Below are 17,954 nucleotides of genomic sequence, written 5' to 3' on the forward strand. Positions count from 1 at the left end.
CTTTTCCAGAACATTGCGCCCTCCTTAGCCAACGGCGGCGGTCATCGACATGTCGCCCATGCCCATATCGCCATACAGATCGCCAAGGGCAAGGAATACTATGTCGCCATCCGAAATACCCGAAAGTATCTCGGTATTGCTGGCGTCGGAAATACCCACCTCGACCGGCACCAGAACAAAATCAGGCGGTACACCCTCGGTACCTTCTGGGAGCGGCAACGCATTGTCGAAGGACTGACCCTCGGCAGGCTTTGCAAAGACCGCCGTGCCATCCTCCGTATTGACGACCGCCGACGAGGGTACGATCAGGCAGTCCATCGACGAGGCGGTCGTGATGCGGTAGTCCACGCCTTGGCCAATCGCAACCGACCGGCCCTCGACCGGGTCGATAGAGATAACCGCCGGGAAGGTCGGCATACTGCCCTGCCCGCCGCTGGAATCCTGCGAAGGCTCGAGCGCGACCGAATCGACCATGCCTGTCATCATCAGTTCGCCATCGCTGGTATACATCGTCATCGTGGCCGGTTGGCCGGCAGTGACTGCGGAAACGTCAGTCGCTGTGATATTGGCGTTGACGATGATATCGTTCAGATCGGCCACGACGACCAGCGCCTGCGTGCCGCTGACCACCTGCTCCTCAACGACACTCAGGCTGACGACCACGCCATCAATCGGAGATTTGACCGTGGCATTGGCGATCAGCTTTTTCAGCTCGGCGATGCGCTCCTGCTTGGACTGCACCAGCTTTTGCGCGTTCACAACTCCGTTCTGCGCGGTGATTACACTGCTCTGCGCGTTTTTCAGCTCATCCTGCGCGGCATCGCTCGTCAACTGCATAATGGTCGCGCCGCCTGTATAGCTGTAATAGTCGATACCGTTGAGCGCGGCGATCTCGCCGCCGGTCTGTACAGTGACTGTCTCCTCGCGGGCATACTCCAGCGTGCCGGACTCCGCCGGATACAGCTCTCCCGCTTCCGTCACGATCGTCGCGGTTGCAATCATCCCCTTGGTCAGCGTGCCGGGATTTTCAAGCGAAAGATTGACCCGGAACAGCTTGACACCCTCGTTTGAGATGCGCTGCGCCGATTCGATCGAGGACACCACGCCGGACACTGTGCTCATGGCTGAGGGAACAGACACGGTCACTTTTTGACCGGACTGTATCTGTCCGGAATAGGCCGCGCTGAAATACAGCGACAGCATCATCTTGCTCTCATCCACCATATAACCGATGACCGTGCCCTCGCTTAGCTGCTGACCGACCCGGTAGACGGGTGCTTTGCCGTCCGCATCGGTCGCCGGTATTAATTTGCCGGTGAAGGGCGCGGTAATGGTCAGCTTATTGAGGCGTTTCTGCGCCGCGTTTACCTGCGTCTGCGCGCGGGCAACCTCAGCCTGCGCGTCGGACACACCGCGCTGCACATTCACCAACTCGTTTTCAGCGCTTTTCAGCTCCTCGCGCGTTTCGGTCGGATTGACAACGAGCAGCGCATCACCAGCCTTGACCTCGTCGCCCACGGAAACGAGTATCTCGCTGACCTTGCCCTTCAGCTCCTTGCCAAGCTCCTCCCGTTTTTTGGCGGCGGTGACACCGTTGCCCTCTATGTAAGTCTCCAACATACCGCGCGTGGCAACCGCAGTCATAGCTTCATCTGCCTGTGCACCCACACTACGCGTTTTCATCACCAGAAAAATACCGAACGCAATCAGCAAAATGAGAATCGCCGCGCCGATGCCTGTGCGCAGCCCCTTGCTGAGCCGCCCCTTTTTCCGGTTCATCTTGTCCGCATAGCGGTTTCGCTTGGGCATACCGGCGGTATCCTCAGCTATCACTTCTGTAGTGACGGACACCTCCGGGTCTGTCTTAGCAATATATGCGTCGTTTTTCTTTTCCTGCTGCTTGTTGTCTTCATGCATAACTGCTGATCCTTTCCTCTATCCGTTTATTGCTGTAAAGCGCGCGAAAACCGCGGCTTGTACCCACTACTGAGAAATAAGGCCGGTAAAGAACAGACGAACCTTTTCCGGCAGCTCGTCCAAGGTGCCGTCGTTGTCGAAAACGCCGTCATACACATACTGCGCTACACCGTCATCCGAGCGGTTGCCGAGAGCTCCGCGCGCGCCCTCAAGTGCGGGACGGCGGACGAGTACGGCCTTGCACCCTGCGCCGACGGCCGCACGGAAGCGGTCGATTTCCTCCGGCTCTCTAATATGGACGAACAGCAATGCCAAATCGTTCCTCAAAAACCGCTCGTATTGCTTGATACAGTAGCGAAACGGCAGATCATTAAAAGCTGTGCACGCCTCCTTTAGCTGGGAGAGAAAGCGGCGTGCTTGCGGCGTTTTACAGCCATCCCATCCGGCCGCGCGCGCCACGTCAAGGATCGGGGTGATGGACGACACATTCTGCACCTTCCAGAAGCGCGCAGCCATCTCGCAGACCGTGTCCTTGCCGACACCACCGCTGCCGTTGATGACAAACACCTGTTTATCCACCCAATCCCCTCCAAAAAAGCCAATCTCTTTTATAGTTTATCATAGGATAGAGGCATTTGCAAGTATACCCGGGAGATATGTCCGCAGCACTGCAGTAGCGGCGGAGCAACTACCATAAGAAGCTCCCCTCTGTCAGAACAGAGCGCTTTAGCACACGGCAAACTGCGACTTTGACACCTGTGCCGCCTTACCTTTATCAGCATGAATTTTTGCCGCAGCCATGCCGCTTTGCCCGTTTTCTGTATGACATTCCTCTGTTTAGGTAAAATAGTATATTAGGAAGCACCGCACAGCTTTGCCTTCAGCGTATGGCGGCCATTTTGTGCTCTTGCCGAATGATGCGGTGTTACCTCAATAACCACAAAACGGAGGAATGCACTATGGCATCAACACGTCAGATCACACGGGAGCAAATAACCGCTTTCACCCGCCACCTGCAAAGTGAGGAGCGCGCCCCCGGCACGGTTGAAAAATATCTGCGGGATGTACGCACCTTTGCTGCGTGGCTGGACGGCAGGCCAGTGACCAAAGAGCTTGCCTTGCTTTGGAGAGAACAGCTTCTGTCCAGCCATATGCCGAGGACAGTTAACTCCATGCTGGCATCGGTCAATGCCTTGTTCCATTTCCACGGCTGGACAGACTGCCGCATCAAGGCTCTGAAGCTCCAGCGCCAGCTGTTTCGAGAGCGCTCGAAGGAATTGACACGAGTGGAATACGACCGCCTGCTGCACACTGCTCATACGCTTGGCCGCGACCGCCTGTTCCTGCTGATGGAGACCATTTGCGCCACCGGCATTCGGGTCTCCGAAGCGAAATATATCACGGTGGAAGCGCTGCAGATGGGTCGGGCGACCATCTCTCTCAAGGGCAAGATTCGTTCCATCCTTCTCCCCAACAAGCTGTGCCGCAAGCTGCTGAAATACGCCAAAAAACAAAAAATCGTTTCCGGCAAGGTTTTTCTTACCAGAAACGGAACGGAATTATCCCGCAAGCAGATTTGGGCTGAAATGAAAGCACTGTGCCACAAGGCGGGGGTAGCGCCTTCGAAAGTATTCCCACACAACCTCCGCCACCTGTTTGCCCAGACCTTCTATAAGGCCTGCAAGGATGTGGCCAAGCTGGCCGACGTACTCGGCCACAGCAGCATTGACACCACCCGCATCTACCTTTTGACTACCGGCACCGAGCACGCAAGGCAACTCGATCGCTTGGGGCTTGTCAGTTAGGCCATAGGCAAAATCAATATTTTGCCGTAAAGCTCCCTCCAATGGGCGAGTATATAGCTTGCATTTTTTACATTGTAGCACTCCGACGGAACAAAATCAATATTTTGTCCCGACATATTTCCCGCTGCGGATAGCAAAAAGAGCATAACGGCAAAAAGAACGCAAAAAAATCTGCGCACAGCGGCGCAGATTCAGATGCTATGGCACACAAAGCAGACCGTCCAAAAAAACAGTTTTGTACGGTCTATTTGTTGTTTTCTCAGATGAAAAAATATCCTTGAAATGATGTGGGTAGAGTGGTAGAATATGCTTGCTACGATACACTATCTGCATTACCGGGCGGTAAACTTTGAGACAAAATATTGATTTTGTCCATAGGAGCATTTCTTCGGAAAGCGATTTCTCGACCGGGAATGTATTGTGTTTCGGTCCGGAATATAAGACCTTAATTAAGAAGGAGGGATAGAGAAAGCAACGTCCACGTCTGCGCGCTGCCAAGCAAGCCGCAGATACCCGCTATTGGCAAAAAAGGATTGAAGGAACGATTAAAGAACGGTATCAAGCAACCGGATGGAAAGAGGAACGAAAGAAAAAAATGAGAAAAACAACCATCAAGAACCGTCTGCTGTCATGGCTTCTCTGCGCGGCGCTTCTGCTGGGTATGCTCCCCACAGCCGCGCTGGCAGCAGGCACAGGACGTGCCGATCCGGCGACCGGCATCTACGAAGCACCCGCAACGGTCAGCGTGGAATATCCCACGACAGATCGCTCTACCGCGCAGATCATCTATCGCAAGGAGGGTATCGCGGCCACCCCCTACAACCTGATCTTTCTGGTAGACGCCTCGGTCACAGGCGCGGATTCCGCCCTGTCCTTTCAGCGCATGATACTGGATGTCGGCGCAAGCTATATCTATGACTATGGCGCGGCTTCCAGCACCCGCATCATCTATTATCAGAATAACGTCATGCAAAACAGCTCTTCCGCCTCAAAATCGGTGACGAGTATGCTCAACCCAACCGGCTTTGTCATTGGACAAGGTGTGGCGCGGGAGAGCGTGGCGCTGCAAGCTGCTGTTCAAGCGGTGCAAGGCATCACAAACGATGACCCCACCGTGGTATTCTGGGTGGCAGGCAGCAAGCTCACCGAAAGCCCAGATGTAATTGAGCCGCAGCTACAGGCGCTGACCGCGGCGCTGGACCCCGAGGATGCGCTGGTCACATGGCAGCTGGCAGACACGCCGAGCGAGCTGCTGACCCGATACGCCACAGAGCACACCCAAGCCCATAAGGAGGGTACAATCCGCGCCGCGCACGCGGACAGCAGTGCTGTGCTATTCCGCAGCGGCATGGCCGAGATGCTGGAGCAGTTGGTGCACGACCACTACCACGATATCCGCTTCTCACTGGCGCTGGATGGCAGCCAGACCCTTGTCAAGCAGATTACAGATGTTCGCTACGAGTCCAGCTCGACCGCCGTCAGCCTATCCGCCACACTTGGCGCGGATAAGAAGAGCGTTGATGTGCATTTGGGACAGCTCTGCCGCTCGGCGGATATTAGCTTTGTGCTGACAGTCGAGCTGGACACCTCTGTTTACGCACAGCAGACCGTCATCGCCGCCACCAGCATCAACGCCCCCGCAGACCACAGCAACGGCGGTATGCACACCGGCCTGTTTGACCAAAATCTCATCTACGGCTTGCTGCTGCACCTGCCGCCCGTCCAGCTTGACCGCAGGCAATTTACCATTGCCTTTGACGCGGGCGGTACGGGCACGGCCCCATCCTCCATTCAAAAAATAACGGACGAGTTTGTGGTTATTCCCAACGGCGACGATTTGAGCAGCACCGGCAGCTCCTTTGGCGGCTGGAACGTGGACAGCGGCGTCAATCTGTCGACCCATTACAATGTCGGCGAGGTTATCCGTATGCCGGAGGGGAATATGACGCTCAAGCCCGCTTGGGGACATGTGGAGGTTGAGCTGGAGCTGAACAACCTGACGCCTGCCCCGCCCGCAGGCAATAACATGCACGCCAATGCCAGCACCCTGCTGGACTTCTCATCCGCGCAGGTGAATGGGCACGCGGTCGGCTTGGAAAGCGTCAAAACAATTTCGTTTATCGACGCGGATCCGGTGTACAGCCTCATCAGCGACCCCAACGACCCCAATCGCGTCAGCCTGTCCGGCGTACCCAACGCCGTGTACGCCCGCCATGTGGGCGCGCAGAGCACCGACCATGTGGTGGCCTATCTTGTCCCCCGCACCGACCCCAATACCTATGATATGTATGTCTCAGGCCCCGGCGGCGTAAAGGCGGCGGCGGCTACCTCCAAGCTGTTTCGCGGCTCTGCATCCAACATTGGAGGCGTCAGCTCACCTTATATGTATGTGGAGTCCATGGATCTTTCCCAGCTGGACACCTCTGCGGTCGTCAATATGTCCGAATGGTTTAAGCGCTGTGAAAATCTGAAAAGCCTGAAGCTTGGCGGCCAGTTCAGCACTGCCAGTGTGCGAGACATGAGCAATATGTTCTATAAATGCACCAATCTGAGCACATTGGATGTCAGCGGCTGGGATACCTCCAAAGTGACAAACATGCACACGGTGTTCTATGGCTGCAAAAACCTGACCACACTGGATGTGAGCGGCTGGAACACCTCCCAAGTGACCACGATGGCCGGTCTGTTCAATGGCTGCAAGGGCCTGACCACACTGGATGTCAGCCACTGGAACACCTCCAAAGTGGATAATATGTATCTTATGTTTAGTGACTGTGCCAGTCTGTCTGAGCTGGATCTGCAAAGCTTTGACACTGCTAAGGTGACAAACATGGGCTCGATGTTCTCCGGCTGCTCCGGCCTGACCACCTTGAATGTCAGCAGTTTTGATACCGCTCAGGTAACAGACATGAGCTCGATGTTCAATAGCTGCAAAAGCCTGACCACACTGGATCTCAGCAGCTTTGTCCCTTCCAAGGTGACAACGATGGGGTATATGTTCTATGACTGCTCCGGCCTGACCGCTTTGAACGTCAACAACTTTGACACCGCTCAGGTGACAAACATGAGCTATATGTTCCATAGCTGCAAAAAACTAACCACACTGGATCTCAGCCACTTTGTCACCTCTCAGGTGACAACGATGGAGTTTATGTTCTATAACTGCTCCGGCCTGACCGCTTTGAACGTCAGCAGCTTTGACACCTCTCAGGTGACAAAGATGCACTATATGTTCCGTAGCTGCTCCAGCCTGACTACCTTGAACGTCAGCAACTTTGACACCTCCAAGGTGACACGAATGGACTCTATGTTCAGTAGCTGCAAAAGCCTGACCGACTTGGACATCAGCAACTTTGACACCTCTAAGGTAACACAGATGAACTCGATGTTCGAAGACTGCACTGCGCTGCGCACCCTCAATCTCGGGAATCAGTTTGATATCTCTCAGTCGACCCGGCTGGACTATGCCTTTTCAAACTGCAAAGCGTTGGAGACCATCAACGGCAAGCTGAAGCTGGGGGAAAACAACGCCGCCACCAAAATGATCCGTATGTTTGCATATTGCGAAAAGCTGACCCAGACGCCCTTCGAGCTGCCTGCTACTGGGCAGGCGCGATTTGACAGCCTCTCCACGATGCAGTATATGTTTGACCACTGTCAGGCATTGCAACAGGCGAATCTGGGCGGCTGGGTTCTGCCCAACCTGACCGATACGCAGCGTATGTTCTTATGGTGTACTGCTTTGCAGCAGATCGACCTGTCATGGTCCGGCCTGCGAGCCGCAGAAGACCAATTTAATGCAACAGAGATGTTTGGCAGCTATACTGGCGCCGTGCCGTCTGCTGCCACACTGAATACCGGCAGCGATACCAGTTCGCAGGCGATCATGGCGAAGATCGCGGCGCTGTTTCCCGGCACTGCGTCCGGTGTCGGCGCGGCCGCAACCATCTCCCTGTTCTCCGCCCCGGCGGCGCCTCCTACCGGGCAGAACGCTCCCATTGTGGAAGCCGCGCCCGCTGTCGACGATGTGCCCACCGCCACACCATCTCCTGACGAGGATGTACCTGCCGTCCCGCCGTCCCCTGCTGAGGATGCGCCTGAGGCAGAGGATGTGCCCACCATCCCGCCGTTCCCTGCCGAAGATACGCCTGAGACAGAGGATATGCCCGCTGTCCCGCCGTCCTCTGCCGAGGATGTGCCCGCCGTCCCGCAGCCTCCTGTTTCTGATGACACAGCGTCATCTGATGCGTCTGCCGATACGATAGCACTGCCTGCACTGAGCCTGCTCATGAACAGCGGTTCTGCCGATGCCGGTATCAGCGTTCATGACACAGAAACCCCGCCCAACTCCACCTTCACTTATCGGATACGAGTCAAGTATGTGGGTGACACGGGCGTGCAGAGTGGCGCCATTCAGTTGTACTATCCCCTGCCGGAGCAAATCAAACCGGTCAATGCGTCCGGCAATGCTATCACCGACCCTGCCCAAGCCGATCAAACGACCATTTCCGTCAGCGCGGCAGAGTACACCGATGGTACTGTCACCGGCTATCTGGGCGGGCATGTAGTCACCGCACCGTATCTGAGCATCGAAGGCAGCCAATTTGTCCTGCGCGGCACTTTGGCGGGGCTGTACACCGGCAACCAGATCGAGATCACGCTCAAATGCGTCAACCAAAGCGTCGGCGCGTATAACCCTGACGGCTATATGTATTGGGACAGCATCGCCTATGCGCAGGACGCAGCCGCATCCGCGTCCTCCAACGTGCTGCGTCTGTGGCATAAGCAAACCGGTACCCCGACGCCGCCCACTGCGGCCGATCAATATATGCTGCGCTATCAGTACGAGGGCGATGTGCCGCCGGATGTAAGCGTGCCGCAGGGCGGCATATACGCCGAGAATGATCCTGTAACCTCTGCCAACACACCGGTCAGCGTTTACCCCTATTATACCTTTGACGGCTGGTATCGCTCCGATAATGACACAAAGGTTACCCCGGGCAGCGGCCTCACCATGCCCGCTGCATCCCTGCGCCTGATCGGCAAGTGGTCAATCAACGAGACGCTGATACCCAAGGTCACCGTACAATACCGGTATGATACCAGCGGCAACCAGCTTCCGGCCGGTGTACCCACTATCAGCAATGCGGTCGTTCCTGTTGGCGACACGCACTACATCGTGCGTATTTTGCAGGATGTGGACTTCCACTTCTTTGGTGGCTGGACACCGACCTTGTCGGTGGGACAGACGAATATCCCGCTGACCTCTGCCGACGGCGGCAGAACCTACACAGGCGGCGGCTACACCATTGACATAGCCGGCGGCGTGCTCCAGACCGAGCAGTTCCGCAATGTCGCGGACGTGGTCGTCACCTTCACCGGCGTTTGGAAGCCGTATACTGGCACCATCCAGTTTGAACCCAACGGTGGACAGGGCCGCATGGCAAGCATGACTGACGTGGCCTACAACACCACGAGCACCTTGCCCCCCAACCAATTCACCTACACCGATCCCTATGGCAACCGCAGCTTCCGCGGCTGGGCTGTCTCTCCTGCCGGTGCCGTCGTCAAATCAAACGGCGCGACGGCGGACGGGCTGATCCTAACCCACGGCGCTGTCGTACCCTTGTACGCCGTTTGGACAGCCGATGCGTATGACGTGTATCTGAGGCTGACCAACACCACTGCTGAACACACACGCCAGACCGTCAACGGCGGTGGCAGCTATACCAACCAGCTCAGCGCAGCCCCCGGATATGTATTACAGTATGTGACAGTCAGAATGAATAACGTCGATGTGACTGACAATGTTTATGACGCGGCTACCGGACGCATCAACATCCCGGGTGTCAATGGTGATATCATCATCACAGCTGTGGCAGTTCCCACTGTCACCTTTGATGCCGGCGGCGGCAGCGTAACCCCTCGCTCGGCTACTGTCGGTGTGGACGGTAAGCTGACCAGCCTACCCATACCTGCGCGCGATGGCTACACCTTTGACGGATGGTTCACCGCGGCCAGCGGCGGCACAAAGGTAACCTTGGACACCGTGTTTACGAAGAGTACCACCATCTACGCCCAGTGGACTGCCGGCGGCAGCAGCAACATTACCTACTACACGCTCACCTTCCACACCAACGGTGGCAGCGGTGTGGATCCCATTCGCGGGACTGCCGGTACGCAGATCACGCTGCGTCAAGAGACAAGGCGCGAAGGCTACCGCTTCACCGGCTGGTATCTGGATCAGGCGCTGACAGAGAAAGCCACTGTCGTCACGCTTACGAGGAATATTACAGTATACGCGGGCTGGCAAGCGAACACGGCCGACCCGAACACCACCGGTGTATCTGCTTGGCTCAACACCAGCGACCACCTACAATATCTCAACGGTTATTCGGCCGACCAGTTCGCCCCCAACCGAAACATGACCCGCGCTGAGGCCGCGCAGATGTTCTACAATCTGCTGCTGAAGCAGGATGTCTCTCTCACCACGCAGTTCAGCGATGTGGCCGACGATGCATGGTACGCCAAGGCAGTCAATACGCTGGCAAGCCAAGGGATCATTACCGGCTATGGCAATGGTAATTTCGGACCACATGACAAAATCACCCGCGCGCAGTTTATCACCATCGCCATGCGGTTTGCCAAGCAGGAGACCGGCGGCGAAAACATTTTCAGTGATGTGTCCGAAAGCGCATGGTATTACAGTCACGTGATCAGAGCCATCCAGTATGGCTGGATCAATGGCTATGCAGACGGCACCTTCCGTCCCGATGCTACGGTCACCCGCGCGGAAGTGACGGCTATCACAAACCGGCTGTTAGGCCGCAGCGCCGACATCACCTACATCAACCAACATAGGGATAGCCTGCGTCAGTTCAGTGATTTGTCCATCAGCCATTGGGCGTACTATGACATCATGGAAGCTACCAATGCACATAACCACAGCAGGCAGAGCGGTGCGGAACACTGGCTTGCGCTGAAGTAATGCACTCCAAATTCCCCACCTAATGCGAAACAAATAAGAGTGGCGGCAGATTGCCGCCACTCTTATTTGTTAAAACACTCCGCTTCCATCATGCGCAGCCGGATGTTCGACAAGTTCAAAGTGGAGTTATCAAGAAAAGCTTAGCCTGAAAGCACAAGGGACAAACGTCATCGCTGGCTATCTCAGCCATTCGTGATTATTCGCGTCCGAATAACAAAGAAAGCGGTAATAGCCCTGTTCGCTCACCCGAAGCACCCGGCACATAGCTGTAAGGTGTTTCTGCCGGCTGCGCCACTCGCTATGGTGCTCTCATTGCTCCCAGACTGTCTGGCTGCAGTCGCACCACCAACCTCAACCGCCAGCTTTATCGCCTTCTACACTTCCTCAGCACTGTACCTTCTTGTCATATCAATCTCTCCTGTGCGGGCCTATCTACTATTTCCTTGCGCACCGGGACTCTACTTTTACGATAGCACTCCAGAATATACTTTCAGCACAAGCCCGCGTCGAGCAGCATACTACTTTGTTACTTCAGCAGAGCGCTCTCCAAATCCTGCAGCATCAGGTCGAGTGCCGTGATCCCACCCTCGGCGGTATACCATGCCGCGGGATGCCCTAAATATACGATATTACCATTCTGGTACGCAGCCGTTCCCATCACCAGTTCGTTTTCTACGATTTCTTTTGCCAGTTGTGCACCTTCGGTTCCGATAGCCGCGTCTCGATCCATAACGAATACGTAATCGGGCGCTTTTTCCACGATGAATTCAAATGAAGCCTCGTTGCCATGGGTGGAGGTGTCGATATTCGCGTCCACACCGATATTCTCAAAGCCGACCTCCCGGCCGATGAGCGAGCAGCGCCCGTCGTTACCCAGCACATTGAAGCCGCCGCTGGTGCACATACCTACAATCGCAGTCTTGCTCTCCGCAAATGCGGCGAGGGCGGCAATGCGGGCATCAAAGTCTGCCATCAGGCCATCTACCGCACCTTCAAGCCCGAACATCGACGCGATCGTGGAGGCATTGCGCCGAACACTCTCGACAAGACCAATCTCTATATCTGTCGACAAAAAGACAACCGGCGCGATCTCGCTGAGCGCATCATAGGACTTGCTCAGCCGACCACCGATGAAGATCACATCCGGCTCACAGGCCATCACAGCCTCCAGATCGGCTTCCTTGATCGTGCCGAGATTAGCGATGCTGTCATTGGTGACATAGCCCTGCAAATAGTCTAAGGTAGTGCTGGCTGAGCCGACCACCCGCTCACCCAGTCCCAGTTTGTCCAGAATATCCAGCGCCGCCAAGTCCAACACAGCGATCCTCTGCGCATCATAAGGCACTTCCAGCTCGGCTTGCTCTCCGTTGGCGTTCAACGCGCGTATCGTCAGACTTTCCGGCACCGCCACGCCCGCCGTGCCGGCATTCTCTCCACCGGAAGTGGCAGGCGTGTCAGATGCACCGCCGCCGCAGGCGGCAAGGGACAGCACCATAGCTAGTGCCAGCATCAGAGATACAATTTTTTTCATAGTTTGATTCTCCTTTTGTTTGTGTTGATTGGTTGACAGCCTCAATAATAGATAGACAGCGGCTTTCCTGCGATCTCCATGATCTCGAAATCCACCTTATATATCTCCGCAAGCGTTTCCTTGGTCATCACCTCCTTGACCGTGCCGAATTTGGCGATTTTGCCATCGACGAATGCACAGATGTAATCGGAATAAAAGGCTGCGTAGTTGATCTCATGCAGCACCAAAACCACCGTCTTACCCAGCTCATCACAAAGGCGGCGAACAATTTTCATCATATTGGTCGCGTGGTAGATGTCCAGATTGTTCGTTGGCTCATCCAAAAGGATATACTCCGTGTCCTGCGCAATCACCATGGCGATATATGCCCGCTGCCGCTGGCCGCCGGACAATTCATCAATAAACCGCATGCGGAATTCCTGCAACTCCATATAGGAGATAGCGCGGTCGACGATCTCCTTGTCCTCGGCCATCAGCCGCCCGCCGGAGTATGGAAAGCGCCCGAAGGCCACCAGCTCCTCGACAGTCAGCTTCATTTGAATATTATTGCTTTGCATCAGGATCGCAAGCCGCTTGGACAGCTCCTTGCTTTTCCAGCTGCTGATGTCCTCACCCTCAAAATCCACGCAGCCGCTGTCCCTCGCAATCAGGCGGGAGATGATACCCATGACGGTGGATTTTCCCGCGCCGTTCGGGCCGATGAGCGAGATGACCGCCCCTTTCGGCAAATCGAAGCTGACCGAATCCACCACGGTTTTGCCGTCATATTTTTTAATAAGCTCTTTTACAAACACAGGTCAAGCCTGCCTCCTTTCTGTCAGCAGCAGATACAGGAAGTAAATGCCGCCAAAAACGGTGATGAATACGCTGACCGGAATCACATAGGAATATACCTGCTCGACAATGAGCTGACCGCCTACCAAAATGACCATGCCAAAAAATACAGCGCCTAAAATAAGCTGACTATGCCGGTAGGTCTTGAGCAGCTGGCGGGACAGGTTTGCGATGATCAGCCCCAAAAAGGAGATCGGACCCACCATAGCGGTCGCCACGGCGATCAGCAGCGTCACGCCCAGAAGCAGCCGGCGGATGCAGCGGTCATAGTCCACCCCAAGATTGATGGCCTGCGCCTTTCCCAGCGTAAGGACATCCAGCAGCGCCAGCTCCTTTCGCAGGACAAAGAGCACGGCAGCGATTACAACGAGTGCGAACAGGATGATCTCTGCATTGATACTGTTAAAGCTGGCCACCAAGGTCGCCAACAGGCTGTCATATTCGTTCGGGTCCATCACCCGCGTGAGCGTCGTCTGGATACTGCCGAAAAACGAGGTCAATACCGTTCCAATGAGCAGAACATACAAAACATTGTGGTTGGTCTTTTTGAATAGATAGCTGTAGATAACCGTTGCGGCCATTCCCATCAGCACCAGGTCTACCGCAAAGGCTGCGTTTGGATTGGCCGCCAACACACTGCCCGCACCTGCCACAAAGACAACAGCCGTGTGAATCAGCGTGTACAGGGCATCCATGCCCAAAAGACAGGGTGTGACAATCGTGTTATTGATGATGGACTGAAACACGATAGAAGCCGAACCGATGGCAAACGCGGCGATCAGCATGGCGATGAGCTTTGGTGTACGGATTTTCATCGCGTACAGAAACAGCTTTTCGTTGCCAAAATTGACATTGACCAGCATATAGAGCAGCATGGCAAGTAGCGTCAGCACCGCCATAAGGACAAGTTTACGCACATTGGCGCGATATGCGGCTTGGTTCACTATCCCACCTCCCCTTGCAGCGTCGGCTTTTTCTCCGTAGGGCTTGGCAGCTTGATCGTCTTCCGGCCATGCTGTAAGCGGTACAGCAGCAGCGCGATAAAGAGGATGCTGCCGATGATACCGACGATTAGCTCGATAGGCAGCTCATACGGCGCAATGGCAACGCGCCCGATCATATCGCACACCAGCACGAAGATCGTCCCGAACAGCGCGGTATCCACCAGCGTACCCCGAATCTTATCCCCCTTGAACATGGCCACAGCATTGGGCACGATCAGATCTATGTACGAGATAGAGCCAACCACGACCACCACCGACGCAGTGATCATCGCCGCGATAGTAAGTCCGACAAACAGCACCAAGTTATAGTGAACACCAAGATTTTTTGAAAAATCCTTGCCCATCCCTACAATATTGAAATGGTTAGCGAACAGAAATGCCAGCATGACTAGCGGCACTGTGAGGTAAACGATCTCATACCGCCCTTTCAGCACCATAGAGAAATGTCCTGTCAACCATGATGAGAGCGCCTGTGTCATATCATATTGATAAGCCAGATAGTTGGTAGCGCCGGATATGACATTGCCGAACATGATACCGACCAAGGGCACCATGACCACATCCTTAAACCGCATCCTCTGAATAAACCAGACGAAAATCCATGTGCCGAAAATCGCGGTGGCAAAGGCAAAGATCGTCCTGCTCCAAAGCGTGGAGTTCGGCATAAATAAAAGCGCCAGCAGAATGCCAAATTGCGCGGACGAAATGGTAGCGCCCGTGGTTGGTGAAACAAACTTATTCGTGCAAAGCTGCTGCATGATCAGGCCCGCTACACTCATGCCCACACCGGTGCATAGGATGGCCAGCAGGCGCGGCAAACGCGAGACTAAAAAAATTTTCATATGCTCAATGTCTCCAGTCAGCAGCGATGCGGGTGTAATATCAATCACGCCGACAAACAGCGAGCTGATAGCCAGTATCACGAGCACAACTGCCAGCACCCCGGTCAACCATCGTCCCTTCACTTGGTAATCCTCCTTTATATAAGTTAGCGCATGCTAACTTTTGCCAAAATGAAATGCGCAGTATCAACACGAAATTGGACTTACGTGGATGCACTGCACATTTCGTAAGTTAGGATACACTAACCACTTATTTTTGTCAATCCCTAAATCACTGTTATTTTTTTACTCTGCATTCTGAGACAGGCCGACAAGATTGGCGATAAAATACAAATACGTATTGACTTTACAAATATAGGGTGCTATAATGCGTCTTAGTTAGTTATTGCTAACTATTATCTGCATCCATAGGGAAGTCTGCACTAACCTCTTGCCAGTGCGTCGGCTGCCGTGCTGACCATCCCTTGATGCTGCGTTTGTGTTTGCATCCGTGAGCCCGTTTTCCGGCTCTGGAATATAAAATGAATGATGGAGGTAATTTTCATGTCTATGATCAACAAAGAAATCGGAGAATTTTCTGCACAGGCCTATGTAAACAATTCCTTTAAGACCATCAGCAAGGCTGATGTGCTGGGCAAGTGGAGCGTGTTCTTCTTCTATCCCGCTGATTTCACCTTTATCTGCCCGACCGAGCTGGAGGATCTGGCCAACAAGTATGCCGATTTCAAGGCTGCTGGCTGCGAGATTTACTCTGTCTCCGCTGACACGCACTTTGTCCACAAGGCATGGCACGATGCGTCCGAGCGCATTCAGAAGATCGAGTATCCCATGCTGGCCGATCCCACCCACACACTCGCCAGGGATTTTGATGTGCTGATCGAGGCGACCGGATTGGCTGAGCGCGGCAGCTTCATTATCAACCCCGAAGGAAAGATCGTCTCCTACGAGATCAATGCCGGCAATGTAGGCCGCAACGCGGATGAGCTGTTCCGCAAGCTGCAGGCCTGCCAGTTCGTCTATGAGCATGGTGACGAGGTATGCCCGGCTAAGTGGCAGCCCGGCGCAGCGACGCTGAAGCCCAGCTTGGATCTGGTAGGTCAGCTGTAACACACGCAAACGGCGCCGGACAAGCTGTTCCGGCGCTGTTTTCTCTTAGGAAGGAGCGACACAGATGGAAAATCTGTATGATGTTGTAGTCATTGGCGGCGGGCCGGCCGGTTTGACCGCCGCCCTGTATCTGGCGCGCGCCAGATACCGCGTGATCATAGTGGAAAAAGAGCGCTTCGGCGGCCAGATAACCATCACGCATGAGGTCGTCAACTATCCCGGCGTAGAGCGCGCCAGCGGTGCCGCACTGACCGAAACCATGCGCCAGCAAGCCGAGCGCTTTGGCGCTGAATTTATGCTGGCAGAGGTCGAGCAGCTCGCATTGGATGAGACGGTAAAAACCGTGCGAACAAACCGCGGAGAGCTGAAATGCTTCGGTGTGCTGCTGGCTACCGGCGCGCATCCCCGCACAGTCGGCTTTCAGGGTGAGGCGGAATTTCGCGGCCGCGGCGTAGCCTACTGCGCTACCTGCGATGGAGAATTTTTTACCGGCAAGGAGGTCTTTGTCGTTGGCGGAGGCTTTGCGGCCGCTGAGGAGGCCGTTTTCCTTACCAAGTACGCCAAGCACGTCACCATCCTTATTCGGGAAGAGGATTTCACCTGCGCCAAAGCGGTGGCAGAATCCGCGCGCAATCATCCGAAAATCACCGTCGTCACCACAACAGAGGTTGTAGATGTGACCGGTGACAGCGTACTGCGCGCTATCCGCTACCGAAACAACACGACTGGCGAAATAACTGCGTACCGTGCGGCGGAAGGCGACAATATCGGCGTCTTTGTCTTTGCGGGTTACGCTCCTGCCACCGAGCTGATCCGGGGGCTGGCAGAGATTGACGAGCAGGGCTATGTGGTGACCGACCGCTCCATGAAAACCTCTGTCGATGGACTGTATGCCGCCGGTGATGTCTGCGTCAAAGCGTTGCGGCAGGTCGTGACCGCTGTAGGGGACGGTGCGTTGGCCGCCACCGAGCTGGAAAAATACGCTGCTTCGCTGCAGCGGGAAACCGGGCTTGCACCCGAAAAGCCTGTCTCCCAAGTGTCCGTCTCTGCGGCGGAGCAGCCTTCCGACCAAAGCGGACTGTTCGATACCAATATGCTGGCGCAGCTGAACACCGTCTTTTCAAAAATGGAGACTCCCCTCCGGCTGCGGCTTTTCTTGGACGCACGCCCGGTTTCCGATGAGTTGCGGCAGTATATGGAGTCGCTTTGTGCGCTCACAGACAAGCTGACGCTGGAATCAGGGGATGACATGCCGGAAGCCGAGCGCCCGTGCGTTCAGATCTGCCGCGCAGACGGCAGCTGGACGGGGCTTGCGTTCCACGGGGTGCCCGGCGGACACGAGTTCACTTCTTTCGTCCTTGGCCTATACAATGCGGCAGGACCCGGACAGAGTCTGGAGCCTCAGGTCGAGGCCGATATCCACGCCCTTGCGCATCCGCTTGACATGAAGATCTTCGTCTCCCTCTCCTGCACCATGTGCCCGGAGCTTGTGACCGCTGCGCAGCGCATCGCTGCGTGTAATCCCTTCGTCACCGCGCAGGTGTATGACTTAAACCACTTCCCTGCCCTACGGGACCGCTATCAAGTCCTGAGTGTGCCTTGCCTTGTGCTGGGTGAGGATCGGGTGTCCTTCGGCAAAAAGAACGTGCGTGAATTGCTGGAGTGGATCAGTGCCGCCAATTGATTGGCCGCACTGCAGCGGGAAAGGCAAAACCGTCGGACTGCGCTTTGCTGTCAACCACTTTACCTGTTCCGACAGAGGAGCGCCCCGGACAGCACCGCAGACGTAAGTGCTTAATAATCACCCACCTACAAAATTACGGCGGGCCCGGTTAAGTTCGGGTCCGCCGCTGGTATCATATCAGGTTTTCCTTTTTCTCAAAGCCTCGCGTCTCTGGACATCTGGATGACAGGGCATGAGACGAT

General features: G+C 55.2%; 10 protein-coding genes. 4 read left to right on the plus strand and 6 right to left on the minus strand.

Annotation, left to right across the window (positions count from 1 at the left end; translation table 11 throughout):
* Window positions 1–24: 24 nt before the first annotated feature.
* A complete protein-coding gene (locus tag MR935_RS00235; RefSeq protein WP_290569995.1) occupies window positions 25–1,917 on the minus strand; it encodes an efflux RND transporter periplasmic adaptor subunit in 1,893 nt (630 codons plus the stop codon).
* A gap of 66 nt (window positions 1,918–1,983) precedes the next feature.
* Window positions 1,984–2,496, minus strand: a complete 513-nt coding sequence (locus MR935_RS00240; RefSeq protein ID WP_290569997.1) for a hypothetical protein — start codon at window positions 2,494–2,496, stop codon at window positions 1,984–1,986.
* Window positions 2,497–2,876: 380 nt separating this feature from the next.
* Here MR935_RS00240 and MR935_RS00245 point away from each other — a divergent pair, with 380 nt between their 5' ends.
* Together MR935_RS00245 and MR935_RS00250 are read left to right on the plus strand one after the other, a co-directional pair.
* Window positions 2,877–3,722 (plus strand): tyrosine-type recombinase/integrase, encoded by an 846-nt coding sequence (locus MR935_RS00245; RefSeq protein WP_290569998.1) that lies wholly within the window; start codon window positions 2,877–2,879, stop codon window positions 3,720–3,722.
* A gap of 595 nt (window positions 3,723–4,317) precedes the next feature.
* Complete coding sequence (locus MR935_RS00250) at window positions 4,318–10,710, plus strand: BspA family leucine-rich repeat surface protein (RefSeq protein ID WP_290570000.1); 6,393 nt, start codon at window positions 4,318–4,320, stop codon at window positions 10,708–10,710.
* 526 nt (window positions 10,711–11,236) lie between these two features.
* Here MR935_RS00250 and MR935_RS00255 read toward each other — a convergent pair.
* The 4 genes from MR935_RS00255 to MR935_RS00270 are packed head-to-tail and all read right to left on the minus strand — an operon-like array spanning window position 11,237 to window position 15,044.
* Window positions 11,237–12,241 carry a siderophore ABC transporter substrate-binding protein gene (locus MR935_RS00255; RefSeq protein WP_290570002.1) on the minus strand — a complete coding sequence of 335 codons (1,005 nt, stop codon included), beginning with the start codon at window positions 12,239–12,241 and terminating at the stop codon, window positions 11,237–11,239.
* 41 nt (window positions 12,242–12,282) lie between these two features.
* Entirely contained in the window at window positions 12,283–13,035 is a 753-nt protein-coding gene (locus tag MR935_RS00260; protein WP_290570004.1) for an iron ABC transporter ATP-binding protein, read from the minus strand.
* Window positions 13,036–13,038: 3 nt separating this feature from the next.
* On the minus strand, window positions 13,039–13,974 hold the full coding sequence (locus MR935_RS00265; RefSeq protein ID WP_442862993.1) for an iron chelate uptake ABC transporter family permease subunit: 936 nt from the start codon (window positions 13,972–13,974) through the stop codon (window positions 13,039–13,041).
* Window positions 13,975–14,018: 44 nt separating this feature from the next.
* Window positions 14,019–15,044, minus strand: a complete 1,026-nt coding sequence (locus MR935_RS00270; protein WP_290570007.1) for an ABC transporter permease — start codon at window positions 15,042–15,044, stop codon at window positions 14,019–14,021.
* 420 nt (window positions 15,045–15,464) lie between these two features.
* On the opposite strand from MR935_RS00270, the gene ahpC reads away from it, so the two are divergent.
* Together ahpC and MR935_RS00280 are read left to right on the plus strand one after the other, a co-directional pair.
* The gene (gene ahpC / locus MR935_RS00275; protein WP_290570009.1) at window positions 15,465–16,028 is read left to right on the plus strand and encodes an alkyl hydroperoxide reductase subunit C; all 564 of its coding nucleotides are present in this window, start codon (window positions 15,465–15,467) and stop codon (window positions 16,026–16,028) included.
* A 64-nt stretch (window positions 16,029–16,092) separates the two neighbouring features.
* Complete coding sequence (locus tag MR935_RS00280) at window positions 16,093–17,712, plus strand: FAD-dependent oxidoreductase (protein ID WP_290570010.1); 1,620 nt, start codon at window positions 16,093–16,095, stop codon at window positions 17,710–17,712.
* Window positions 17,713–17,954: the final 242 nt, after the last annotated feature.

Source organism: Agathobaculum sp. (genome assembly GCF_022775115.1).
Classification (GTDB): domain Bacteria; phylum Bacillota; class Clostridia; order Oscillospirales; family Butyricicoccaceae; genus Agathobaculum.

What these genes read in the sequence shown, in the direction of transcription:
- MR935_RS00245 (WP_290569998.1), top strand. Translation starts at nt 2,877, where the DNA reads ATGGCATCAACACGTCAGATCACACGGGAGCAAATAACCGCTTTCACC.
- MR935_RS00255 (WP_290570002.1), bottom strand. Translation starts at nt 12,241, where the DNA reads ATGAAAAAAATTGTATCTCTGATGCTGGCACTAGCTATGGTGCTGTCC.
- MR935_RS00235 (WP_290569995.1), bottom strand. Translation starts at nt 1,917, where the DNA reads ATGCATGAAGACAACAAGCAGCAGGAAAAGAAAAACGACGCATATATT.
- MR935_RS00250 (WP_290570000.1), top strand. Translation starts at nt 4,318, where the DNA reads ATGAGAAAAACAACCATCAAGAACCGTCTGCTGTCATGGCTTCTCTGC.
- MR935_RS00280 (WP_290570010.1), top strand. Translation starts at nt 16,093, where the DNA reads ATGGAAAATCTGTATGATGTTGTAGTCATTGGCGGCGGGCCGGCCGGT.
- MR935_RS00265 (WP_442862993.1), bottom strand. Translation starts at nt 13,974, where the DNA reads ATGGCGGTGCTGACGCTACTTGCCATGCTGCTCTATATGCTGGTCAAT.
- ahpC (WP_290570009.1), top strand. Translation starts at nt 15,465, where the DNA reads ATGTCTATGATCAACAAAGAAATCGGAGAATTTTCTGCACAGGCCTAT.